The following is a 25,145-nucleotide window of genomic DNA, read 5'->3' on the forward strand; positions in this document are numbered from 1 at the left end:
TACCGAGATGACTCCAGCTATTGAGATACAGCAACTAGGTAAGCGTTATGGTGCTCTGGTTGCCCTGGATGGTGTCGATCTGGTAATTCAACCAGGTGAGTTCTTCGCATTGTTGGGCCCCAATGGTGCAGGCAAGACTACGCTGATCAGTATTCTGGCCGGATTGACCCGGGCAAGTCATGGCACAGCCAGCGTAATGGGATACGATGTTTTGTCTGATTATCGTGAGGCACGGAAAAGGTTGGGTGTGGTTCCGCAGGAGCTGGTGTACGACCCCTTTTTCACCGTGCGCGAGACACTGGTGATCCAGTCAGGCTATTTCGGAATTAAAAGCAATGAAGTCTGGATTGATGAAATTCTACACCATCTGGATCTTGCAGAAAAAGCGCATGTAAATGTACGAACGCTGTCAGGAGGTATGAAACGGCGTTTACTGATTGCTCAGGCACTGGTGCATAAACCGCCTGTGATTATTCTTGATGAGCCTACTGCGGGTGTAGATGTGGATTTACGCCAAAGTTTGTGGCAATTCATTCAGCAACTCAATTTACAAGGCCATACGATAGTGCTGACCACACACTATCTGGAAGAAGCGGAAGCCTTGTGTAATCGTGTGGCAGTACTCAAACAGGGAAAAGTCATTGCACTCGATAGTATGCATAACCTTGTGCATAGTGCTCGAGGTTATACACTGGAGTTGCGTTTGTCCTCAGATCATTTGCCATCCGGTTTGCAAATGTGGCCGAGTAAACACGATGGTTGTCTGCACAGCCTGAAAATCAAGGACAGTTCCGAGATTGAAACAGTGTTATCGACATTGCGGAAATCCGGAATACAAGTGTTTGATATTCGGCTACTTCAACCCGACCTGGAGACTGTATTCATGAAACTGATGGAAGTTGGTCCGGAAGGTGTTGCGTGACTGGTTTTTATACCCTGTTTCATAAGGAATTGTTACGTTTCTGGAAAGTCAGCTTGCAGACGATACTGGCACCGATTTTGTCCAGTTTGTTGTATCTATTGATTTTTTCTCATGTACTCTCAAATCGTGTGCAGGTCTATGATGGTATTACTTATGCCGTATTTCTGATTCCGGGGCTGGTCATGATGACGGTTTTGCAAAATTCTTTTGCCAATTCATCTTCCAGCCTGATCCAGTCGAAAATAACCGGGAATCTGGTTTTTGTTCTGCTGTCTCCACTGTCTTACCTGGAAATTTTTCTCGCCTATGTCAGCGCCTCGACATTGCGTGGATTGATCGTTGGTATGGGGGTATATGCTGTTGCACTCCTATTTTATCCGCTGCCGTTATGGTCGTTATTCTGGGTGATGCTATTTGCGTTTCTGGGTAGTGCCTTGCTGGGAGTGTTGGGTATCATTGCCGGAGTTATGTCTGATAAGTTTGACCAACTGGCGGCTTTTCAGAATTTTATTGTGCTCCCGCTAACATTTCTTTCCGGTGTATTTTATTCCATTCATTCTCTGCCACCTGTATGGCAAGTTTTATCTCACCTGAACCCCTTTTTTTACATGATTGATGGTTTTCGTTATGGTTTTTTTGGCACCTCTGATATTTCACCTTATATCAGCATGAGTGTTGTATTGTGCTGTCTCATCGCTGTTTCAGGATGGGCACTTTGGATGCTGAAGAGTGGTTATAAAATCCGATCATGAACGGAGGGGGCAGCTTTTGTGTTATCTGAGAATAAAGGAGAGTGGTTGTGGTTACAGCAGAGTCAATAGAACATTCAATTAAAGCCTCGTTGCCTTGTGTATGGATCAGGGTAGAGGGGGATGATGGGCATCATTTCAGTGCCCTGATCGTTAGCGAACTGTTCCAGGGAAAGAATGTGGTCAAACAGCATCAGCTGGTTTATCAGGCGCTTGGTGACCGGATGCGCGAGGAAATTCATGCATTATCACTGAAAACCTATACTCCTGAGCAATGGGAAGCGGTCAGACAATCAGTTGATTAGTAGTATGGCCACTTTTGATCGTGTCAGTCTGGCTGGGATACTACATAGTACATAGCGTGCTGACTCAATAGATTCAATAACCAGTGGTGAAAGTGGCCAGTGTTCACGCGAGCCTTGAGATGATCAGAAACAGTCAGCTGCTGAATTCAGGTTCAATCATCAAATAACGGGCTGGCCGGATATTCCAGTGCTTCCTTCATTGCTACTAATGATAATACTGCCTCACGTCCATCTATAATGCGATGATCGTAGGAAAGCGCCAGGTAGTTAATTGGTCGGATCACAATCTGGCCATTTTCAACGACAGGGCGTTGCTTGGTGGCGTGGATGCCTAGAATGGCACTTTGTGGTGGATTGATGATTGGCGTGGAGAGCATCGAGCCAAATACACCACCGTTGGTAATAGAGAATGTTCCGCCTGTGAGTTCTTCTATTGTCAACTTCCCATCCTGTGCCCGTTTTGCCAGATCGGCGATCTGTTTTTCTATTCCAGCAAATGTGAGCTTGTCGGCATCGCGGATGACCGGTACAACCAGACCACGCGGACTGGCCACGGCTATACCGATATCATAATACTCGTGATAGATGATATCGTTTCCATCTACTGATGCATTGATGATAGGGAATTTTTTAAGTGCTGCAATGGCTGCTTTGACAAAAAATGAGGTAAATCCGAGTTTGATACTATGCTCTTTCTCGAAACTGTCCTTATAGCGTGCACGTAAATCCAGAACAGCCTGCATATTGACTTCGTTGAATGTTGTCAGAATAGCTGCTGTGGATTGAGACTGTACCATCCGTTCGGCGATACGCATGCGCAGACGGGTCATCGGCACGCGTTTTTCCAATCGCTCCGGTTTTTCTGCATGCGCTGTACTAACCGCCTGATCGATCTGTGAATCTGACTGCTGATTGATGTTGGTGGTAGTGCTGTTTTTCTTGTTTTTGATGTAATTCAGTACATCTCCCTTAGTGATACGTCCACCACGGCCTGTGCCGCGTATGGCTGCAGTTTCCCCGGAAGCAAGATTGTTTTCAGCAACAATCTTTTTGGCTGCTGGCATAAGCGGTTGATGTGGGTGTGCAGAATCAGTACCGGGTGCTTCATCAGGGCGATTGTCTTTTGCAGGCTCGGCCTGGGTGTGTTTTTGCTCGGCTGTTTTCGTATTTTGGGCAGAAGTATCGATGCGGGCGATAATTTCTCCGCTGGTGACAACGGTACCATCGCTTTTGATGATTTCAGTAAGTACCCCGTGTTGCGGAGCAGGAAGTTCCAGTACGACTTTATCGGTTTCGATATCGATCAGGTTTTCACCCCGCTCGACATATTCTCCTGACTGCTTGTGCCAGTTAATCAGCGTGCCTTCAGTGACTGACTCGGAAAACACGGGAACTTTAACTTCGATCAGCATAATGACTTCTCCATCATTCTGGTTAGATTGTGTCGCGGAACGCCGCTTCGATTAATTCTTTTTGCCTGAATCTGTCAATGGCGAAATACCCGACCGAAGGTGAAGCGGATGAAGGCCGGAGCGCGTACCCCAGTTTCTGATCTGGCCGCATGTGGCGCAGCAGGTAGTGCTGGATACGATGCCAGGCGCCCTGGTTACCTGGTTCTTCCTGGCACCAGAGCACTTCTTTAGTGTGTGTGTAGTGATTAACTTCCACCTGAAAATCTTCGTGTGGGAATGGATAAAGCTGTTCCAAGCGAATGATGGCCATATTGGTGATGGTGTGTTCACGCCGATAGGCAATCAGCTCATAGTATATTTTCCCGCTGCAGACAATCAGACGGTTTATTTTTTCTGTTTCGAATGTTTCTGTTTCGGGAATGATGGGCTGAAAGCCACCGTTCGCCAGTTCTTCCAGAGATGAAACTGCTTCTTTGTGACGCAGCATGCTTTTGGGAGTGATGACGATCAGCGGTTTGCGTATTGGTCGGATCATCTGCCGCCGGAGCAAATGGAAGATTTGTGCGGGTGTGGAGGGAATGCATATCTGGATATTATATTCGGCACACAATTGCAGGAAGCGTTCCAGGCGTGCTGATGAGTGTTCCGGCCCCTGTCCTTCATAACCATGTGGCAGCAATAGAACCAGCCCGCATAGACGTCCCCATTTTGCTTCACCTGAAGCAATGAACTGATCAATTACGACTTGGGCACCATTGGCAAAATCACCAAACTGTGCTTCCCAGATGACGAGCGTGTCCGGACGTGCCGTGGCGTAACCATATTCAAAGCCCAGTACTGCTTCTTCCGAGAGGATTGAATCGATGACAGCAAAATCAGATTGCTTGGGGGCGATATAGCGTAAAGGTATATATATACCATCTTCCCATTGATCCTGTTCACGGTTCTGGTCATGCAGGACGGCGTGGCGGTGAAAAAAAGTACCGCGTCCGCTGTCCTGTCCGGAAATCCGGACCGGATAACCTTCTTTCAGCAAGGCAGCATAGGACAGGCTCTCAGCCATTCCCCAATCAAGCGGTAAGCTGCCTTCACCCATTTTGCGTCGGTCTTCGATTACTTTTGCAACCCTGGGATGCAGCTGGAATGTGGCTGGAATAGTGGTAAGACGCTCCGACAGATGCTTCAGATCCTCAATTGCTATGCCAGTCTTTACTGGTTGATTCCATTTTTCAGAAGAGAGGAATGTCGTCCAGTTGGCTGCGTTAGGTGATTTATAGTCATAACAGATCGTGGTATTGGGGTTGCGCCCTTCGTCCATAGCATCCTGATAGGATTGCACCATGGCTGCTGCATCGGCTTCCTCAATGATGCCTTGCTGGATGAGTTTATCGGCATAGAGTTTACGAACGCCTGGGTGCTGATGAATGACGCGGTACATGGAGGGCTGGGTTACCATGGGTTCATCCTGTTCGTTATGACCCAGCTTGCGAAAACAAACCAGATCGATCGCGATATCTTTGCGGAACTGCATGCGGAAATCGAGCGCTATTTCAGTTACCAGAATAACCGCATCAGGATCATCTCCGTTGACATGCAGAACCGGCGCATCAATCATCTTGACGACATCTGTGCAGTACAGTGTGGAACGGCTGTCACGCGGATCTGATGTAGTGAAGCCGATCTGGTTGTTGATGACGATATGGATCGTCCCGCCGGTGCCATACCCCCTTGTTTGTGACAGATTGAGCGTTTCCATGACCACACCCTGCCCGGCAAAGGCGGCATCGCCATGAATCAGCACCGGGATGATCAGGTCGCCATTTTCATCATGAATCCGATGTTGACGTGCGCGCACCGAGCCTTCCACTACCGGGTTAACGATTTCGAGGTGTGATGGATTGAAAGCAAGCGCCAGACGCATGATACCGCCCGGTGTCATAACTGCGGAAGAAAATCCCTGATGATATTTGACGTCGCCGGAAGTCAGTTCCTGTGGTTGTTTGCCTTCAAATTCCTGGAACAGTTCGGAAGGCATTTTTCCCAGGGTATTAACCAGTACGCTCAGACGTCCGCGATGGGCCATTCCCATGACAACTTCCTGTATGCCTGATGTGCCTGCGTGCTGTAATAATTTGTCCAGCATCGGGATAAGACTTTCATTGCCTTCCCCGGAAAAACGTTTCTGACCAACGTAGCGATTGTGCAGATATTTTTCCAAGCCCTCCGCGGCGGTCAACCGCTCAAGAATGTGGCGTTTGTATTCCGGAGTGAAATTGGGCTGGGAACTGATAGATTCGAGCCGATTTTGTAACCAGCGTTTCTGTTTCACATCCGCGATGTACATGTATTCGGCGCCAATACTGCCGCAATAGGTTTGCTGCAACCTGTGCAGGATTTCCTGCAAGGTGGCGTGTTCCGGGCCGACCAGAGAACCGGTATTGAATACCTTGCCCATGTCAGCGTCAGTAAGCCCGTGAAATTCGGGGTCAAGTCCGGGAACATCCTGTTTCTGTTGCAGATCGAGCGGATCAAGGTTGGCTCTGCGTATACCCAGGAAGCGGTAGGTATTAATCAGCTGCAGGACAGCAATCTGTTTGCGTTCCAGTGCTTCGAGATCAACTGTTTGCGGCTCGACTGCCTGCCCTTTGGGTACTCTGGGCGGAAATGGTTTGTGCTGTGTCGCTGATTGTATCAGTGACTCAACGACTGGAGCGTGAGGAATATCACGGTTGGAGATTGTTTCTGTAGGTTGCAGCGAGTCGAAATACAGGCGCCATTGATCCGGTATGCTGGCTTGATCTTCCAGATACTGATCATAGAGCATTTCGATGAATGCCGCATTGGTACCAAACAGTTTTGAATCTTCTAACAGTTGTTTGATCACGATAGCCACCTGAAGCGTGTGAAATTACCGCAACATACTTTCCGGGGCAGGAAAAAGACAAATGGCGAGGTGCGGATAAGCTGCCTGTCTTTTATCTTTCCAGCTGTAGCTGCCGGGTTTATGAGCCACCTGCGGGTAGCGAGGTGTTAAAAAAATGTTTTAGAACTTACCTGTCTCGTGGATGTATCCCGGTAGTTATCGTGGCACATCCCGGCGCGGTGAGCCAACGTATAATTGGCGCGGTCTGCCTATTTTTTGTTCTGGATCGGAAATCATTTCATTCCATTGTGCAACCCAGCCAATGGTGCGCGCGGTAGCAAAAATGGCGGTAAACATAGATGTTGGAATACCCAGTGCGCGTTGCACGATGCCCGAGTAGAAATCAACATTGGGATAAAGTTTTTTGGTAATAAAGTAGTCGTCTTCCAGGGCAATTCTTTCCAGCTCCAGTGCGAGCTTGAACAACCGGTCATTATGCAGCCCCAGTTCATCCAGCACTTCATGGCAGGTTTCACGCATCAGTGTAGCGCGCGGGTCGAAATTTTTGTAAACCCGGTGACCAAAGCCCATCAACCGGAAAGGATCATTTTTATCCTTGGCGCGAGCGATGTATTCACTGATACGTGAAACATCCCCGATTTCTTCCAGCATATTGAGACAGGCTTCGTTCGCGCCACCATGTGCCGGACCCCACAGGCAGGTAATTCCGGCAGAAATACAGGCGAATGGATTGGCACCGCTTGAGCCTGCCAGTCGGACTGTTGACGTGGAGGCATTCTGCTCGTGATCCGCGTGCAGGATCAGAATGCGGTCCAATGCTCTGACAATGACTGGATTGGGCGTATATTTTTCGGTCGGGGTGGAAAACATCATATGCAGGAAGTTTTCCGTAAAATCCAGGTCATTGCGTGGATAGATGAAAGGTTGCCCAATATTGTATTTGTAGGCGATTGCCGTAATGGTTGGTAGTTTTGCGATCAGTCGAAATATGGATTGCTCACGGTGCTGGGCGTCGGAAACGTCCATGGCGTCATGATAGAAAGCTGACAGTGCGCCAACCACGCCAACCATGACTGCCATGGGATGTGCATCACGGCGGAATCCGCTGAGAAACCTGATCAATTGTTCGTGGAGCATCGTGTGATTCTTGATGTTGCTGACAAATTGTGTCTTTTGAGCCGGTGTCGGCAGCTCTCCATTCAACAAAAGATAGCTGACTTCCATAAAGTCACAGCGGGTAGCCAGCTGCTCGATCGGGTAGCCGCGATACAGCAGGATGCCTTGGTCACCATCGATAAATGTAATGGCTGATTTACAGCTGGCGGTTGATACGAATCCGGGATCGTAGGTAAACATGCCGTTCTGAGCGTATAACGAGCGAATATCAATGACATCGGGACCTTCATTACCGGACAGGATGGGCAGTTCGATCGCTTTCTTGTTTTCGCCCAGTGACAAAGTGGCAACATCTTGTTGTGACATAGTTTTCTCCATTTATCCTGCATTCAGATTGATCTGACAGATGATCAGGATCTTGGTTAATTTTCCTGTAAAAGTTTCAATAGAGGCCGAAAAGCTTCATCAGGTACGTCTATATTGCAAGCGATCATGTTCCACAGATCATGATCTGGGTATGTGAGCAACGCTTCAAGCAGTTTGCGTTGATGCTCATCCAGTTGTTCATAATGTGTATCCATGAAGCGCAACAGGACGATATCCAGTTCCAGCATGCCGCGACGACAGCGCCAGCGCATGCGGGCCTGGTGGTTCATACCGTTTTATTCAGCATCATAGTTTTTATGCTTTCTATCGCAGCGGTCGGATTTAACCCCTTGGGGCAGGCATCGACACAATTCATGATGGAATGGCAACGGAATAAACGGTAGGGATCCTCCAGGTCGTCCAGCCGTTCAGAAGTGGCCTGATCCCGGCTATCCGCCAGAAAGCGATAGGCCTGTAGTAATCCGGCCGGCCCGACAAACTTGTCTGGATTCCACCAGAATGAAGGACAGGCAGTGGTGCAACAGGCACACAGAATACATTCGTAAAGGCCATCCAGGCGGGCACGTTCTTGCTGGGATTGTAAACGCTCTGTTTCTGGTGGTGGATCATTATTGATCAAATAAGGCTTAATCGAATGATATTGTTTGAAAAACTGGCTCATATCAACAATCAGGTCCCGGATAATCGGTAATCCCGGCAGAGGCCGGATTTCCACGGGCTCGCGCAGACCGGCAAGTGGCGTGATACAGGCAAGATTGTTGCGGCCATTAATATTCATGGCATCGGAGCCGCATACACCTTCCCGGCAAGAACGTCGCAAGCTGAGACTGTCGTCCATGGCCTTGATGCGTATCAGCGCATCCAGCAACATTTTGTCCGTAGGTGCGAGCTCAACATCATAATTTTGCATGTACGGCTTTTCACCCTTGTCCGGATCATAGCGACTAATCGAGAACAGCATAATGCACTCCTTGTTCCGTTTATTTTGGTTTGATCAGAAAATAACCTATATTCCGAAAGAATACAGATGATTTTACGATAACGTCAGGAAGATGATTGCAATTGCCAGGCACAGAGTTGGTTTTTTCATCGCTCCTGATCCTGGCTTGATGACTCAATCTGGTTGATAATGAAACGTTTAATCTGCCCGGCATCTGCTGCCATGCGCTCGAAACGCTGAGGAAGTTTTTCCAGGTTATCGTATCCAGCCGGTCGCTCCGGTGCGAATCCAACTGCTTCCTGAATGCTGTCCGCAAATTTGACCGGCAGTGCCGTTTCCAGACAAATGAGCGGAATGTCAGGTTCACGTAATTCCATACCCGTTTTCAAGCCATCTGCTGTGTGTGTATCGATTAAAGTATTGAACTTGCGGTATATTTCGCTAATCGTGGCGATACGCTCAGCATGGTTACTGGTTCCGGAAATGATGCCAAATTCTCTGATCTTTTGCCATAGATCGGTGCCGGAAAGGTCAAATGATCCACCCTGATCGACTGATTTCCAGAGCGCCTTGACCCGCGTTGCATCCCGGCCGGTCAGATCAAAAATGAAACGCTCAAAATTTGATGCTTTGGAGATATCCATCGAGGGACTGCTGGTTTGTTTTGTTTCAGTCGTTGTGCGGGGTCGATACAAACCAGTACGAAAAAACTCATCCAGCACATTATTTTCATTGGTTGCCAGAATCAGCTGCCGGATGGGCAAGCCCATCATCCGTGCGACATGGCCGGCAAAAATATTGCCAAAATTGCCAGAAGGGACTGAAAAGGATACGGTTTCTCCGTTGGAGCGGGTAACTGCAAAATAGGCCTTGAAATAATAAATAATTTGTGCGGCGATACGTGCCCAGTTAATCGAATTAACTGCACCGATATGGTATTTTTGCTTGAATTCCTGGTCGTTGCTGACGGTTTTGACAATATCCTGACAGTCGTCAAATACACCTTCGATGGCAATATTGAAGATATTTTTATCCTGCAGCGAGAACATTTGTGCGGTCTGAAAGGCACTCATTTTTCCATAAGGTGACAGCATAAACACGCGGATACCCTGTTTGCCGCGCATGGCATATTCTGCACTGGAGCCGGTATCACCGGAGGTTGCGCCCAGAATGTTCAATTCTTCGTTATTTTTTGCCAGTACATATTCGAACAGATTTCCCAGGAATTGCATGGCGATATCTTTGAACGCCAGAGTAGGGCCGTTGGACAGGTGCAGCAGATGCAGGCCGGGTTCCAATGTCTGGACAGGGGTGATCTCTTCGCTGCCAAAAACCTTGGGTGTGTAGGTGCGTGTAATTAATGTGCGTAAATCATCGGCGGGCAGATCATCCATGAAACGCGATAGAATTGCGAACGCAAGTGACGGGTAGTCTAACGAACGCCAGGATTCAAGTTCTGCCGGATTTATTTCCGGATAAAATTCAGGCATGGCTAGCCCGCCATCCGGAGCCAATCCGCCTAGCAGAATTTCAGTAAATGTTTTGGGCGGCATGCCGCCCCGGGTCGAGAGATAACGCATATTGGCCTGTGATAAACGGGGAACGAAACAACCGGGTGCTTCGCGTTGGAAGCAGATCAGCCCCAGAAGAGATCAAGGATTAAATTGAGTACGAACAGAGCAAAACCTGAAGAGCTGCGTTGTTTCAACTGCCAAGTTCTTCAAGCCTGATGCGGATGATTTTATCAGCCATAGCTGGAAGGCTCTGAATTTTTTCAATCGCTGTGTTGATATTCCTTTCCCTGGTTTTGTGCAAGATCATGATGATATTGACTTTGTCTTCCCTGTCCGCATGCTCCTTCTGGATCATTGCACTGATGGAAATGGCATTGTCTGCCAGGATGCGCGTGATATCGGCCAGTACCCCGGGTTGATCCGTGACCTGAAGCCGCAGGTAATAAGCTGTTTCCACGGCTTCCATCGGCACAACAGGTGTATCAGACAACAGCTCGGGCAGGAATGCCAGTACGGGCACCCGGTGTTCCGGGTTGGAAGTGAGCAGGCGTGTGACATCCACCAGATCAGCAATTACTGCGCTGGCGGTAGGCTCTGCACCGGCCCCGGCACCATAATAAAGTGTAGGCCCAACCGCATCCCCTTTCACGATGATTGCATTCATAACGCCTTCCACATTGGCGATCAGCCGTTCGTCCGGAATCAGTGCCGGGTGGACACGTAACTCAATGCCATTGGCTGTGCGCCTGGTAATGCCCAGCAGTTTGATGCGGTAGCCCAATTCTTCAGCATAGCGGATATCATCGTTGGCCAGCTTTGTGATCCCTTCGATGTAGGTCTGATCGAACCGAACCGGAATGCCAAAGGCAAGTGCAGCCATGATAGTGATTTTATGAGCGGCATCAATGCCTTCTATATCATAGGTTGGATCAGCTTCGGCATAGCCCAGTTGTTGTGCGTCAGCTAGAACAGTATTGAAATCCAGTCCTTTGGAGCGCATCTCCGACAAGATGAAGTTGCTGGTTCCGTTAATGATACCGGCGATCCATTCAATGCGGTTAGCGGCCAGGCCTTCACGCAGCGCCTTGATGATAGGGATACCACCTGCCACAGCAGCTTCAAACGCAACGATAACATTGTGCTGTTGTGCAGCAGCAAAGATTTCGTTGCCATGGGCTGCCAGTAACGCTTTATTGGCGGTAATGACATGTTTGCCGTGAGCAATGGCTTCAAGAATCGCTTGTTTGGCAATAGTTTGCCCTCCGATCAGCTCAACAATGACATCAATATCCGGGTGTCTGGTAATTTCAAGTGCGTTGGATGTTACGACAACATCATCACCTGCCGTCAGGTTGTGCACTTTTTCCTGATCCAGATCGGCAATCATGCGGATAATGATATTACGGCCGGTTCTGCGCGTGATTTCCTGCTGATTGCGTTTCAGAACGGTATATGTGCCACCGCCAACGGTGCCAACACCGAGTAACCCTACATTGATTGGCTTCATAACGGAATTTGTTTGTACATCGATTAGGACAAACTAGGGATTATATACGGAATAAAGCGGAGCAAGTCAGTTCCCCATTTTACGGATGATGGAATGAGCGGCTGTGGCGCGCACGATAGCGACCCAGGAACTGTGCGATACGATTGATGGCTTCGGTCAGGTCATCGCTGTTGGGTAGAAATACGATCCGAAAGTGATCAGGCTGCGACCAGTTGAATCCGGTGCCTTGAACGATCAGCACTTTCTCTTCCAGCAGCAGATTCAGTACGAATTGCTCATCATCTTCAATTGGGTAATAAGCCGGATCCAGTCGTGGAAACAGGTACAGGGCGCTCCGCGGCTTGACGCAGGTTACTCCCGGGATGTCTGTCAGTAATTTCCATGCCAGATCACGCTGTCGTTTCAGCCGGCCAGTGGGCATGGTGAGGTCATGGATACTTTGATAGCCACCCAGCGCAGTCTGGATGCCGAATTGTGCCGGAACATTGGCACACAGACGCATCGATGCCAGCATATTGAATCCGGTAATGTAATCTTGTGCGCGTGTCTTATCGCCGGAGATGACTGCCCAGCCGGAACGAAAACCAGCCGCACGGTAATTTTTGGATAAGCCGTTGAATGTCACAAATGGCACATCGCTGGCCAGCGAGGCAATTGAAGTATGGCTGGCAGAATCATAAAGGATTTTGTCGTAGATCTCGTCAGCAAAAATAATCAGGTTGTTTTGCCGGGCGATTTCGATGATGTCGCGTAACAGATCGTCCGGATAAAGTGCGCCGGTGGGGTTGTTGGGGTTGATGATGACGATTGCCCGGGTTCTGCTGCTGATTTTGGTTTTTATGTTTTCCGGATCCGGTAACCAGTCAGATTGCTCGTCACATATATAATGCCGTGCGATTCCTCCCGCAAGAGAAACAGCAGCCGTCCACAAGGGGTAGTCCGGGGAAGGAACCAGTACTTCATCATCGTTTTCCAGCAGTGCTTGTGTGGCCAGCATGATGAGTTCCGATACGCCATTGCCGACATAGATGTCATCCATCTGTACGTTGGCAATATTTTTTTCCTGCGTGTAATGCATGATTGCCTTGCGGGCGGCGAACAGCCCTTTGGAATCGCAGTAGCCGGAGGCGGCGGCAAGGTTCTGGATGACATCCTGCAGAATCTCGTCTGGCGCTTCAAACCCGAAGGAAGCAGGGTTGCCGATGTTGAGCTTGATGATACGATGGCCTTCTTCCTCCATTTGTCTGGCGCGATCGAGAACCGGTCCCCGTATGTCATAGCAGACATGGTTGAGTTTGCTGGATTTTTTGATGGGTTGCATGGACGGATAGAGAAAATTCTATTCAATACGAAAAAAGCATACCATGTTACGCTGACTTTTATTAAAGTGGAAATACCCGGCGAGGTTATACGATCGGGTCAAAACTGAATTTTTTGCTACGAAAGGATTTCCATGAAATTACATCTTTCGGATACCTCCGGTTTGAACATTTTTTCTGGCTACGGAGACGGCTACGTTGCAGTCAATCAGGTGCGGTATACAGATAGCATGATTGTGCTGCCGGAACAAATTGTTGAGCATTGGCCGGTAAACAGCGTCAGTCAGCTGGGGATGGAGCATTTTGATCCACTGCTGGCGGTGCAACCAGAAATTATTTTGCTTGGGACAGGAATGGTATTGCAATTCCCGGATGCATCGCTGGTAAAAAAAATACTGACGCGTGGAATCGGATTTGAGACGATGGATACGCAGGCAGTATGCAGAACTTACAATATCCTGTCGTCAGAAGGCAGGCATGTTGCTGCTGCGATATTTGTTTGATTCTGGCGCAGTAATACATTTTTCAGGGGATATGCACGGGTTATTATCGTATTGATTCTGTTTTTCAATGGAGACAAGTATGGCGGATCATTCTGATTATATTTTGTGGCTGGATCAGGTCGGTATGAATGATGTGGCAAGTGTGGGCGGCAAGAATGCCTCGTTGGGAGAGATGATTGGAAATCTTTCTCGCGCCGGAGTGAAAGTGCCCGGCGGATTTGCTACGACAACGTATGCTTATCGTGAATTTCTCAGGATTAATGACCTGGATGGCCGTATCAATCAGTTATTGACGCCGTTGGATGTTGATGATGTGTCAGCTCTGGCCGCTGCTGGCCAGTCAGTCCGTTCCTGGCTGCTTGCTGCCCCACTGCCGGATAATCTGGTGAAAGCGGTGACGCAGGCATATCAGAAGCTCATTGCTGATTCAGGAGAGGGGGTGTCCTTCGCTGTACGTTCATCCGCAACAGCCGAGGATCTGGCGGATGCATCTTTTGCCGGTCAGCAGGAAACATTACTGAATGTGCATGGACTCGAAAATTTGATGGATGCCATCAGAAGAGTATTTGCCTCTCTCTATACTGATCGGGCGATTGCCTATCGCACCCATCACGGATTTCATCATGATCAGGTATTTTTATCTGCTGGTGTGCAAAGGATGGCGCGCAGCGATCGGGGCGCCAGTGGGGTGATATTTACGCTGGATACTGAATCCGGCTTTCGGGATGTGGTGTTTATTACTGCTGCTTATGGCCTGGGGGAGACCGTTGTACAGGGGGCGGTCAATCCGGATGAATTTGTCGTGTATAAACGCAATCTTGAGGCGGGATTGTCCGCAATTCTTTCCCGACGGCTGGGAACCAAGGAAAGCGAGATGATCTATGGTGATGAGCGGGCAGGGCAGGTCATGGTGCGGCCGGTGTCGCCGGAACGAAGCCAGCGTTTCAGCTTGTCTGATGAGCAAATTGAATCACTGGCCCGACAGGCGATAATCATCGAGCAGCACTACAAGCGGCCGATGGACATCGAATGGGCATTGGATGGAATAGATGGACAGATTTATATTGTTCAGGCCCGTCCGGAAACGGTGAAAAGCCGCGCTGAACAGTCGGTAGAGCAATTTTACCTGAGTGAGCGGGGCACAGTGCTGGTACAAGGGCGTGCGATTGGCCAGAAGATCGGACAGGGAACGGCGCGAGTTATTATGAACGCCGGACAGATGGCTGAAATTCAAGCCGGTGATGTGTTGGTAACGGACATGACAGATCCGGATTGGGAGCCGATCATGAAACGTTCCGCTGCGATTGTGACCAACCGTGGCGGGCGAACCTGTCACGCTGCTATTGTTGCGCGCGAGCTGGGCATCCCCGCAGTAGTCGGATGTGAGCAGGCCACGGCAAAAATCAGTGATGGCCAGGCAGTGACGGTGTCCTGTGCGGAAGGAGATGTCGGTGTTGTTTACGCAGGCCTGCTTCCTTATCAGCATACGTGCTCAGAGATTAGTAAATTGCCTGAATTGCCAGTCAGAATTATGCTGAATATCGGAAATCCCGCGCAGGCCTTTGCGTTTTCACGGCTGCCAAATCATGGAGTGGGATTGGCTCGTCTGGAGTTTATCATCGCGAATAATATCGGCGTTCATCCCAGGGCTGTACTGGAGTTTGATGCGCTTCCGGACGATCTGAAAGCATCTGTTAGCAAGCGGGCGGCGGGTTACCCCGATCCGGTGTCTTTTTATGTGGAAAAACTGGTGGAAGGCATTGCTACGCTAGCGGCAGCTTTTCACCCGCATCCGGTGATTGTACGTTTGTCCGATTTTAAATCTAATGAATACGCCAATCTGATTGCCGGTGATCGTTTCGAGCCACATGAAGAAAATCCAATGATTGGATTTCGCGGCACTTCGCGCTATCTTGCCGATTCCTTTCGTGCCTGTTTTGAGCTGGAGTGTCGGGCTTTGCGCAGGGTACGTGGTGAAATGGGCTTTACCAATGTCGAGGTGATGGTTCCTTTCTGTCGAACCCTGGAGGAGGCCCGACAGATTACAGAATTGCTGGCAGCTAATGAATTAAAACGCGGAAGCAACGGGTTGCGTTTGATCATGATGTGCGAAATTCCTTCCAATGCCATACTGGCGGAGGAATTTCTCGAATACTTTGATGGGTTTTCCATCGGATCAAATGATATGACTCAACTGGCACTCGGACTGGATCGTGATTCGGAGCTGGTTGCCCATTTGTTTGATGAGCGTGATCCAGCGGTGAAGCGATTGCTGAAAATGGCGATAGAGGCGTGTCGTAAGCAAGGGAAGTATATTGGTATCTGTGGCCAGGCGCCTTCTGATTACCCGGATTTTGCGCTCTGGCTGGTTGAGCAGGGTATCAACAGCTTGTCTCTTAATCAGGATACGGTAGTGAACACCTGGTTGCATCTGGCAAATCGGGAGCAGTAGGACGATGTTGCAACGTAGCGTTTTTTTCTTGTCCGACCGTACCGGTATTACCGCAGAAACACTGGGTCACAGCCTGTTGACCCAGTTTGATGGCATAGAATGGAAGAGGCATTATGCCTCCTTCCTGGATAGCGCAGCCAAGGTTCAGGAAATCATCGATCGCATCAACGCAGTCGCGCAGCAGGAAGGGCAGCCACCATTGATATTTAGCACATTGTTGGATCCGGCGATTCTTGCTTCTGTCCGCCAGGCCGATTGCTATCTTCTTGATTTTTTTGAATCCTGTCTTGGTATACTGGAAACAGCACTGCAACAGTCACCCGTGCGTGTTCCCGGGCGCTCTCATATTCTCGGGCAGGATACCTCCTATTTCCGGCGTATTGCAGCGATTCAGTATGCATTGAATAGTGATGACGGCAGCAACTCCAGAATACTTGCCGACGCTGACGTGATCCTGGTGGGAGTATCACGCTCGGGTAAAACCCCAGTGTGTGTGTATCTGGCTTTGCAGTACGGCGTGCTTGCCGCTAATTACCCGTTTACAACGGAAGATATGGGGGCAGTGCGTCTTCCTGCGCTGTTGCAGCCGCTGCGTGAAAAACTGTTTGGCTTGACATTAAACGCGTCACGGCTTCAGGCTGTGCGTGCAGAGCGTTATCCAGGCAGCCACTATGCTTCATTTATTGAATGTCAGCGTGAACTCGAGTGGCAAAATGAGTTGTACCGGCAATTTGGTGTTCCTTCCATTGATACAACCGGGATATCAATAGAAGAGATCAGTGCTTCGATTATCAATCGTATGCGGCTGGAAAGACGACTGTATGGAACGTGAATAAATACCTGTCCCGGATAGCCTTCTATTCGTGTGATTTTATATCCGGACTGATTTCCAGTACTTGGATTTCCAGTATGTATTATCCAGATTGGATATGATAACTCCCTGACTGGATGAAGCGTGAAGGAATTTTTTACTGTCCAAGTAAATTCCTACGTGCCAAGAACGGTTACCTGTTTTAAAGAATACCAGATCTCCTGGCATAAGCTCATCCCGACTGATTTTTTCACCAAATTCTGCCTGGGAAAGGGCAGTCCGGGGTAATATAAAGCCAAATTCTTCCTTGAAGATAATTCTGACGAGTGCAGAACAATCTATTCCGGTGTGATCCGTACCTCCCAGGCGATAGCGCGTACCGCGCCATTCCTGATATTGTCTGTACAGACGATTTCGTACGAAAGATGGATCATTTTCCAGAATGCCCTGAGGAGTCGCAAATCCAGATTTATGCGAATGGTGTGAAATTTTTTTACGTGTTGAATCTTTGGGAACCGAGCTGCATCCAGCCATTACACCTATGCCGAGCAACAGAATGACAATGTGTTTTAAGGACATATTTTCAATTCGTGTTGTTAAAACAAGGATCGAGTATAACAAGAAAATAATCAGGCTGTGGGAGAAGTAAAGCCATTTTTAGGTGGTATATAAAAACATCAGTAATATGCTCATGTGTTTTATGCTGCTGCTGATCATTCGTTTGTAATTGATTTTTTTGTCATTTTTTCCAGGTATTGCGTAAGGATGCAGTACGGTTGAATACTGGTTTTCCTGGTTTGGTATCTGTTAAATCCGCAATGAAATAACCGTGGCGCTCGAACTGAAACCGCTGTTCCGACTGTGCTTCGCATAACGAAGGTTCAACATATCCGGTAATGACTCGTTTGGAATCCGGATTCAGTGAAGTTTTGAAATCCTTGCCCTCTGTATCGGGGTGTGAGTCGATAAACAGGCGGTCATACAGCCTGATTTCAACGGCTCTGGCATGTACAGCCGATAACCAGTGAATATTACCGCGCACCTTGCGGGTCTCAGCACCGGCAGTACCACTTTTGGTGTCCGGATCATAAACACAGTGAATTTCCAGAATTTCCCCCTGATCATTCTTGATGACATGAGTGCATTTTACGATAAATGCATAGCGTAGCCGCACTTCTGCACCAGGAGTCAGGCGGAAGAAGCCTTTATTCGGTATTTCCATGAAATCTGCACGCTCGATATAAAGCTGTTTCGTCAGATGCAGCTCGCGCGTGCCAAGCTCAGGTTTCTGCGGATGATTGGGTGCGTAGCAGGTTTCTTCATGGTTATCCGGGAAATTATCGATGATTAGCGATACCGGATCGAGCACGGCAATGCGGCGCAGGGCGCGTTCATTGAGATCTTCACGCAGACAGTCTTCCAGGATAGTCATATCGATCCAGGAATCCGCCTTGCTGATGCCGATACGCTCTGCGAACAGGCGGATTGATTCCGCTGTATAACCGCGGCGCCGCAAACCAGCCAGTGTATTCATGCGTGGATCATCCCAGCCATCCACCAGTTTGTTTTCTACCAGCTCGATCAGCTTGCGTTTGCTCATCACGCTGTAGGTCAGATTCAGCCGTGCAAATTCTATTTGCTGCGGATGGCAAGGGACTTTTTCTGCCAGTTGATCCAGTATCCAGTCATACAGCGGGCGATGATCCTCAAACTCCAGCGTGCAGAGCGAGTGGGTAATCCGTTCCAGTGCATCGGAAATGCAATGGGTATAATCATACATCGGGTAGATACACCATTTATCGCCTGTGCGCTGGTGGTGGATGTGACGGATACGATAAATGACCGGGTCACGCAGATTGATATTGGGTGAAGCCATATCGATTTTGGCGCGCAGTACATGCGCTCCATCCGGAAATACCCCTGCGCGCATGCGCCGGAACAAATCGAGATTTTCTTCTGCGGAGCGGTCACGATAAGGGCTGTTAATGCCCACCTCAGTCAGAGTTCCGCGTAATCTGCGGATTTCATCGGCCGGCAGGCTGTCCACGTATGCTTTACCCTGTGTGATCAAGTATTCTGCAAATTCATATAATCGATCAAAGTAATCAGAAGCGTAGTAGAGATGTTCCTTCCAGTCAAAACCCAGCCAGCGGACTGATTCGATAATGGCATCGACATATTCCTGGGCTTCTTTTTCAGGATTTGTATCATCGAACCGCAGATGACAGACGCCACCATATTCAAAAGCAAGTCCAAAATTCAGGCAAATGCTCTTTGCATGACCGATATGCAGATAACCGTTCGGCTCAGGTGGAAAACGTGTTTCCACTCGTCCATTCCATTTACCGGTACGGTTGTCTTCCTCGATGATGTTGCGAATGAAATGCGTTGAAAATGAAGGTGTATTCACAAATGTTTTTCAGTTGATTTCGATAAAATGCGGGTTAATTTGATGGATTGATTGGCTGAACATGAAGCGGGAGCGGGCACAGAGGCGGAGGGCACGCTATAGATCTTCCATCAGATGGTTTTTCATTGGCCTGTTAAAATGGGTTGGTTAAAGTGACTATATAATACACGTTGATCAGACGGGCAGCAGCGACTCAAAGGTTAGCCATGCTGCCCAATACAATAGCAATAAATTTTATACCAATAAGAATTACGAAAAACGTGGAATAGATATGACCCAGGAAGAAATAGCCGGTATTCCCCAGGATGAAAACACTCTCATTGCAGAACGCCGTTCGAAACTGACCGCATTGCGCCAGACCAGTAATGCGTTCCCGAACGATTATCGTCGAGATAGTCTGGCGCGTGTCCTGCACGAGAAATATGATGGCAGCTCCAGAGAAGAGTTGGAAAGCAGCCAAATAAAGGTAAAAGTTGCCGGGCGCATGCTATTCAAACGCGTGATGGGGAAGGCGAGTTTTGCAACGATTCAGGATATGAGTGGGCGGATACAGCTCTATATCTCTAATGATCATACCGGTGAAACCGCTCATGAAGCATTCAGGCATTATGACCTGGGGGATATTCTCGGAGCGGAAGGGGCTTTGTTCAAAACCAGGACGGATGAATTGTCGTTACGCGTGACACGGCTTCATCTTTTGACCAAGTCTTTGCGACCCTTGCCGGAAAAATTCCACGGACTGGCCGATCAGGAACAGAAATATCGACGCCGGTATCTCGATCTGATCACGAATGAAGATACACGCAGGGTGTTTGCGATTCGCTCGAAGATCATTCAGGCAATACGTGAATTCCTCGTCGATCGGGATTACCTTGAAGTTGAAACACCGATGATGCATTCGATTCCCGGCGGTGCCACAGCGCGGCCTTTTGTGACGCATCATAATGCCCTGGATATGGCGCTGTATCTGCGCATTGCCCCGGAACTTTATCTGAAGCGGCTGGTGGTGGGCGGCATGGAAAAGGTTTTCGAAATCAACCGTAATTTCAGGAATGAGGGTATATCTACTCGCCATAATCCTGAATTTACCATGCTGGAGTTTTATGAAGCCTATCAGGACCACAATTACCTGATGGATCTGACAGAATCCATGCTGCGTGAAGTCGCGCTGAAAGTATCGGGAACGACCCGCATCATTTATCAACAGCGCGAAATGGATCTGGCACAACCCTTTGCCCGACTGACCGTCACCCAGGCGATCCTGAAATATCACCCCGAATATTCGCTGGAACAGCTTAATGACCGCAGTTTCCTGTTATCTGCCTTGCAGGCAAGGGGCGTTACACCTGGCCTGGACAGCGGTATCGGTGCGCTGCAACTGACGCTTTTCGATGAAACGACCGAACATCTGCTGTTTGAACCTGTATTTATCGTTGATTACCCGGCTGAGGTTTCTCCGCTGGCACGTCGTAATGATGTCAATCCGGAAATTACCGATCGTTTCGAGCTTTATATCGCCGGGCGGGAAATTGCGAATGGATTTTCCGAATTGAACGATCCTGAAGATCAGGCCAGTCGCTTCCTTGAGCAGGCCAGGGCAAAAGAGGCGGGCGATATGGAAGCCATGCATTATGATGCTGATTATATTCAGGCATTGGAATATGGTCTGCCGCCGACCGCAGGAGAAGGAATCGGGATCGATCGGCTGGTGATGTTGCTGACTGATTCTCCCAGCATTCGTGATGTGATTCTGTTTCCGCAGTTGCGCAAGGAAGATTGATCGGCTGTTGAAAAACTGCCTTGCATCCATTTCCTGGGAAGCTTCAGATAGCAGGAATCGACGCCGATATATTGCTACATTACATCTCTGATCACTCTGGAGTCAGAGTGTCCGGGTACAGGGCACACTTTTTTTGTAAAAAAGGTAATTATTTTCCTGCTGGGGACAATACAACCTGGCGCTCCGGTTGATCTGATCGCGATACAGGGTGACCCTAAGCAACATCTGAAGTGGCTGAAGTAGCCTGATCTTGTGATTTCTGGTGGATATATCGTCATCAACTTTCGGTTCATCGCCGTAATATGCTTTCGGATGTGTGTAGACCCGTTACCTGCACTCCATCTGATGAAGGGAGATTGCCTCCTGATGATGTAGGCGGTAACGGGTGATAGTCTGCGGATGGAGTAGTTGTTTAGCTTGCTGCCTGCCTTGATTGCCTGATGGACTGCTCCAGCCAGATTTCAAGCCCCTGTGCATTGAGCTTGATATCGGTCTGCAGCAGTGAGAGAGCCGCATCCTGAGTGAGAGTACACCGATGGACGGCAAGTCGTTCCAGGAGCAGATCCTGCAGCGCTTTTATGATGACGGGCTGTCGGTCCTGAATTTCTGCAGCCTGTTGTACGATGCTGACGAAAGTATCGATGAGCGCATGCATCTGCGATGCGTGGTGCGAAAGATTGCGAATGCGCCCGTAGTGTGTGAGAAATGCCTGCTCGGGGTGTAATGCCATGAGTCGGTCGATGGAAGCATGAGCAGCTTCAGGATCGAACTGCACGGGTGACGTTGTCGGGAAAACGAATTCCAGCTCGTCCACATCGCATTCACGATAGGAGACGCCGAAGGTATCACCAGTGAAGATGGATTTGCTGCATACATCGTGTATGCAGTAGTGATGTCGTGCATGCCCCGGTGTATCCAGCAGTTGTAGTGGCCGGCCGTTCAGTTCGATAAGTGTATTATCGGGCGCTTCGATGATACGTTCAGCCGCAATCGGATGAATTTCGCCATAGACGCGCCGGAACTCGGATTCACCATACACGGCCATGACACCGGCAATTAGCTTGACAGGGTTGGCCATGTGTGACGCTCCACGCGGATGCACCACCAGCTTGGCATTGGGCAGCCATTTCATAAATTCGCTGGCGCCGCCAGCATGATCGAGATGGATATGGGTGAGAAAAATGTAATCGATCTGTTCGGGGAGGATCTGTTTGTGCGCCAGCGTCGCCATAACGCCTGGAACCGAGAAGCGGGTGCCGGTATCTACAAGAGCGGCCCTGTCTCCTTCTGTAAGAAGGTGAATAGCAGCGCGTCCGGGACGATGGTAGCGGGCATCAATGACGCTGATTCCATTCGGATAGTCGATAATGGCAGGAAGTTGTTCCATGAGCTGGTAAGTTCCGGTCATACTGTTTGGCTGAGTTGTTCGAGGATTATCGGATTTTCCAGCGTTGAGACATCCTGGGTAATTGTTTCCCCTCTTGCCAGGGCGCGCAGAAGGCGTCGCATGATCTTGCCGGAACGTGTTTTGGGCAGATTTTCACCAAACCGGATTTCCTCGGGGCGGGCAATTGCACCGATTTCACCAGCAACCCATTCACGTAAGGTTGCAGCAATTTCAGCAGCTCGCTGATCATCAGGTGATTTTTCCCTCAGTGTGACAAATGCTACGACTGCTTCTCCCTTGATCTCATGCGGTTTCCCTACAACAGCTGCTTCGGCAACCAGAGGGTGCGCCACCAGCGCGGATTCAATTTCCATAGTGCCTAAACGATGGCCGGAGACGTTTAGAACGTCATCAATCCGTCCCATGATCCAGAAATAACCATCCCGATCCCGGTGCGCCGAATCGCCGGCAACGTAGTAGCGTCCACCAGCAATATCTGCCGGAAAATAAGTTTGTTTGAATCGCGCAGGATCATTCCACAAGGTACGCAGCATCGAAGGGAAAGGACGTTTGATTACCAGAAATCCACCCTTTCCTTCTTTTACCGGTTGCCCGGTTTCATCAATTGCAGCGGCATCAATGCCTGGCAGAGGAAGAGTGCAGGAACCTGGTTTGGTAGATATTGCGCCAGGGACAGGAGCAATTATGTGGCTGCCGGTTTCAGTCTGCCACCAGGTGTCGACCACCGGGCAGCGTGACTGGCCAACAACTGTGAAATACCACATCCATGCTTCTGGATTGATCGGCTCGCCGACTGATCCGAGCAGGCGCAGCGAGGAAAGATCATATTTTTCAGGCAAGTCGGGGCCCAGCTTGATCAGTGAGCGGATGGCTGTGGGTGCAGTGTAAAAGATTGTGACTTTGTGTTTCTGAATGATTTTCCAGAACCGTCCGGCATCCGGGTAAGTCGGAATTCCTTCAAAAATCACCTGGGTTGCCCCGATGGCAAGCGGTCCGTAGGTAACGTAGCTATGCCCGGTAACCCAGCCTACGTCTGCAGTACACCAGAATACATCGTCTGCATGATAATCGAATACCCACTGCATGCTGGTGATCGTTCCAAGCAGGTAACCCGCCGAAGAGTGCTGCACACCTTTCGGTTTTCCGGTTGAGCCCGAGGTGTAGAGTGTAAAAAGGGGGTGTTCGGCATTGATCCATGTCGGCTCGCATTCATCGGATTGTCTGGCGGTGAGATCGTGCCACCAGTGGTCTCGCTCTGGCTGCCAGGCGATATCAGTACCGGTATGCTGAAAAACGACAACACTGTGTACTGAAGTCGTATCGCTCATCGCCAACGCCTTATCCACGGTCGCTTTCAGTGCATGGCATTTGCCTCCGCGTGTTTGTTCATCTGCAGTGATTACAGCGGATGCTTCCGCATCAATAATACGTTCGTATACGCTTTTTGCCGAAAAACCACCAAATACTACTGAATGAATTGCACCGATGCGCGCACATGCCTGCATTGCAACTACAGCTTCGATTCGCATAGGCATATAGATAACGACGCGATCACCCTGGCGGATTCCAAGCGATTTCAGTCCGTTGGCAAAACGACAAACCTGGCGGTGTAGCTCACGGTAACTGCAGTGATTTACTTTTCCTTCATCAGATTCAAAAATAATGGCAGTTTTATCAGCCTGGGTTGCCAGGTGCCGATCCAGACAGTTCCACGAGATATTCAGTTCACCATCGTCAAACCATTTGTAAAAGGGTGGATTGGTGTCGTCCAGAATACGTGTGAAAGGTTTGTGCCAGGTAATATACTGTTTTGCGAGTTTTGCCCAGAAGCCGGTGTAATCATGTTCAGCCTCCTGACATAGCTCCTTATAGGTTTTTATTCCGGCTATATTGGCGTGTCTGACAAACTCACCGGCAGGAGGAAATACCCGGTTTTCACGCAGAATCGATTCAATTGTGGCCATGCTGTTTCCCGTTCGGCTGGATTTTGGTTAATTTATAATTGTATCATTCAGCAAAAGAGGCCAGTAATGCAAACATCGATATGAAGTTAACTGTACGAAATCAAGGCGATTTGCACTTGATTCAACGGATGTTATCTTCCTGACAAAGCGGATTGATTGGAGGGTTGTGAGTAAGGCCATGCTATCGGCTTTTGCATTAAGCATAAAATGAAAGTAAAATCGCGCGATTCGAAGTATCGATGGGTAGCATGTTAAAAATTCAACGAGGGGTAAAAGAGTCATATGGCAAATACAGCACAAGCTAAAAAACGGGTGAGGCAGAATATTAAGCGGCGTGAGATGAATTCCGGGTTGCGATCCAAGCTGCGTACAGCGATCAAAAGTGTCAGAAAGGCAATAGTAATGGGTGACAAAAACATGGCCGAAACTGTGTTTAGAAAAGCGGTGAGTGTTATTGATTCGATTGCTAGCAAAGGAATAATTCACAAAAATAAAGCGTCAAGACATAAAAGTCGTCTTTCTGGTGCAGTGAAGGCGATGAGTTAAGTTGCTGAAACCTGTGTCTTATAAAAATTCCAGAAATGGGAGTATAAAATGTTGATAAAACAGCTACAAAGGAGAGAGATGAGATTAGGGGAGTGGATAAAGGGGGTCATGCTGTGTGCGGGTATGATGTTATGTGGTTACACATATGCGGACATATCGACGGTACCGGACGAGACCTATGAAGCGCTGAAGCTGGATCGCAGCAAGGCGACGCCG

General features: G+C 49.0%; 20 protein-coding genes. 8 read left to right on the forward strand and 12 right to left on the reverse strand.

Going from position 1 to position 25,145, the window contains the following annotated elements; all coding sequences use genetic code 11:
• Positions 1-7: 7 nt before the first annotated feature.
• From ABO04_RS04660 to ABO04_RS04670, 3 genes are read left to right on the forward strand one after another with little or no spacing between them, the layout of a single operon-like run.
• On the forward strand, positions 8-922 hold the full coding sequence (locus ABO04_RS04660) for an ABC transporter ATP-binding protein (RefSeq protein ID WP_160809528.1): 915 nt from the start codon (positions 8-10) through the stop codon (positions 920-922).
• Positions 919-1,674, forward strand: coding sequence for an ABC transporter permease (locus tag ABO04_RS04665; RefSeq protein WP_160809529.1), 756 nt, complete (start codon positions 919-921; stop codon positions 1,672-1,674). The genes ABO04_RS04660 and ABO04_RS04665 overlap by 4 nt, the downstream gene beginning before the upstream one ends.
• Before the next feature lie 47 nt (positions 1,675-1,721).
• Positions 1,722-1,976 carry a BolA/IbaG family iron-sulfur metabolism protein gene (locus ABO04_RS04670; RefSeq protein WP_160809530.1) on the forward strand — a complete coding sequence of 85 codons (255 nt, stop codon included), beginning with the start codon at positions 1,722-1,724 and terminating at the stop codon, positions 1,974-1,976.
• Positions 1,977-2,128: 152 nt separating this feature from the next.
• On the opposite strand, the gene odhB is transcribed toward ABO04_RS04670, so the two are convergent.
• The 8 genes from odhB to ABO04_RS04710 all read right to left on the reverse strand — a co-directional run bounded on the left by odhB (position 2,129) and on the right by ABO04_RS04710 (position 13,057).
• The gene (gene odhB / locus ABO04_RS04675) at positions 2,129-3,388 is read right to left on the reverse strand and encodes a 2-oxoglutarate dehydrogenase complex dihydrolipoyllysine-residue succinyltransferase (protein WP_164504266.1); all 1,260 of its coding nucleotides are present in this window, start codon (positions 3,386-3,388) and stop codon (positions 2,129-2,131) included.
• 22 nt (positions 3,389-3,410) lie between these two features.
• Entirely contained in the window at positions 3,411-6,272 is a 2,862-nt protein-coding gene (locus ABO04_RS04680; RefSeq protein WP_160809531.1) for a 2-oxoglutarate dehydrogenase E1 component, read from the reverse strand.
• A 195-nt stretch (positions 6,273-6,467) separates the two neighbouring features.
• Entirely contained in the window at positions 6,468-7,754 is a 1,287-nt protein-coding gene (gltA, locus tag ABO04_RS04685; protein WP_160809532.1) for a citrate synthase, read from the reverse strand.
• Between the two features lie 56 nt (positions 7,755-7,810).
• A complete protein-coding gene (locus ABO04_RS04690) occupies positions 7,811-8,044 on the reverse strand; it encodes a succinate dehydrogenase assembly factor 2 (RefSeq protein ID WP_160809533.1) in 234 nt (77 codons plus the stop codon).
• The gene (locus tag ABO04_RS04695; protein ID WP_160809534.1) at positions 8,041-8,736 is read right to left on the reverse strand and encodes a succinate dehydrogenase iron-sulfur subunit; all 696 of its coding nucleotides are present in this window, start codon (positions 8,734-8,736) and stop codon (positions 8,041-8,043) included. Before ABO04_RS04695 ends, ABO04_RS04690 begins: the two co-directional genes overlap by 4 nt.
• Before the next feature lie 125 nt (positions 8,737-8,861).
• Positions 8,862-10,295 (reverse strand): threonine synthase, encoded by a 1,434-nt coding sequence (gene thrC, locus ABO04_RS04700; protein WP_160809535.1) that lies wholly within the window; start codon positions 10,293-10,295, stop codon positions 8,862-8,864.
• A gap of 124 nt (positions 10,296-10,419) precedes the next feature.
• Positions 10,420-11,736: a homoserine dehydrogenase gene (locus ABO04_RS04705; protein WP_160809536.1), complete on the reverse strand. Its 1,317-nt coding sequence runs from the start codon at positions 11,734-11,736 to the stop codon at positions 10,420-10,422.
• 79 nt (positions 11,737-11,815) lie between these two features.
• Positions 11,816-13,057 (reverse strand): pyridoxal phosphate-dependent aminotransferase, encoded by a 1,242-nt coding sequence (locus ABO04_RS04710; protein WP_160809537.1) that lies wholly within the window; start codon positions 13,055-13,057, stop codon positions 11,816-11,818.
• A gap of 132 nt (positions 13,058-13,189) precedes the next feature.
• Here ABO04_RS04710 and ABO04_RS04715 point away from each other — a divergent pair, with 132 nt between their 5' ends.
• The 3 genes from ABO04_RS04715 (at position 13,190) to ABO04_RS04725 (ending at position 16,842) form a co-directional block, all read left to right on the forward strand.
• Positions 13,190-13,558: an Mth938-like domain-containing protein gene (locus ABO04_RS04715; protein ID WP_160809538.1), complete on the forward strand. Its 369-nt coding sequence runs from the start codon at positions 13,190-13,192 to the stop codon at positions 13,556-13,558.
• A 79-nt stretch (positions 13,559-13,637) separates the two neighbouring features.
• On the forward strand, positions 13,638-16,010 hold the full coding sequence (gene ppsA, locus ABO04_RS04720; protein ID WP_160809539.1) for a phosphoenolpyruvate synthase: 2,373 nt from the start codon (positions 13,638-13,640) through the stop codon (positions 16,008-16,010).
• A gap of 4 nt (positions 16,011-16,014) precedes the next feature.
• Positions 16,015-16,842, forward strand: a complete 828-nt coding sequence (locus tag ABO04_RS04725) for a pyruvate, water dikinase regulatory protein (RefSeq protein ID WP_160809540.1) — start codon at positions 16,015-16,017, stop codon at positions 16,840-16,842.
• A gap of 39 nt (positions 16,843-16,881) precedes the next feature.
• On the opposite strand, the gene ABO04_RS04730 is transcribed toward ABO04_RS04725, so the two are convergent.
• Positions 16,882-17,400 carry an NlpC/P60 family protein gene (locus tag ABO04_RS04730; RefSeq protein ID WP_160809541.1) on the reverse strand — a complete coding sequence of 173 codons (519 nt, stop codon included), beginning with the start codon at positions 17,398-17,400 and terminating at the stop codon, positions 16,882-16,884.
• Positions 17,401-17,560: 160 nt separating this feature from the next.
• Entirely contained in the window at positions 17,561-19,231 is a 1,671-nt protein-coding gene (locus ABO04_RS04735) for a glutamine--tRNA ligase/YqeY domain fusion protein (protein ID WP_160809542.1), read from the reverse strand.
• A gap of 271 nt (positions 19,232-19,502) precedes the next feature.
• Here ABO04_RS04735 and lysS point away from each other — a divergent pair, with 271 nt between their 5' ends.
• Positions 19,503-21,011 (forward strand): lysine--tRNA ligase, encoded by a 1,509-nt coding sequence (gene lysS, locus ABO04_RS04740; protein WP_160809543.1) that lies wholly within the window; start codon positions 19,503-19,505, stop codon positions 21,009-21,011.
• Between the two features lie 412 nt (positions 21,012-21,423).
• Here lysS and ABO04_RS04745 read toward each other — a convergent pair whose 3' ends face one another.
• Together ABO04_RS04745 and acs are read right to left on the reverse strand one after the other, a co-directional pair.
• Positions 21,424-22,398 (reverse strand): MBL fold metallo-hydrolase, encoded by a 975-nt coding sequence (locus ABO04_RS04745; protein WP_240141425.1) that lies wholly within the window; start codon positions 22,396-22,398, stop codon positions 21,424-21,426.
• A gap of 17 nt (positions 22,399-22,415) precedes the next feature.
• A complete protein-coding gene (gene acs, locus ABO04_RS04750; RefSeq protein WP_160809545.1) occupies positions 22,416-24,383 on the reverse strand; it encodes an acetate--CoA ligase in 1,968 nt (655 codons plus the stop codon).
• Between the two features lie 282 nt (positions 24,384-24,665).
• On the opposite strand from acs, the gene rpsT reads away from it, so the two are divergent.
• Positions 24,666-24,929, forward strand: coding sequence for a 30S ribosomal protein S20 (rpsT, locus tag ABO04_RS04755; RefSeq protein WP_160809546.1), 264 nt, complete (start codon positions 24,666-24,668; stop codon positions 24,927-24,929).
• Positions 24,930-25,145 lie beyond the last annotated feature (216 nt).

It is taken from the genome of Nitrosomonas sp. HPC101 (assembly GCF_009833125.1).
GTDB lineage: Bacteria > Pseudomonadota > Gammaproteobacteria > Burkholderiales > Nitrosomonadaceae > Nitrosomonas.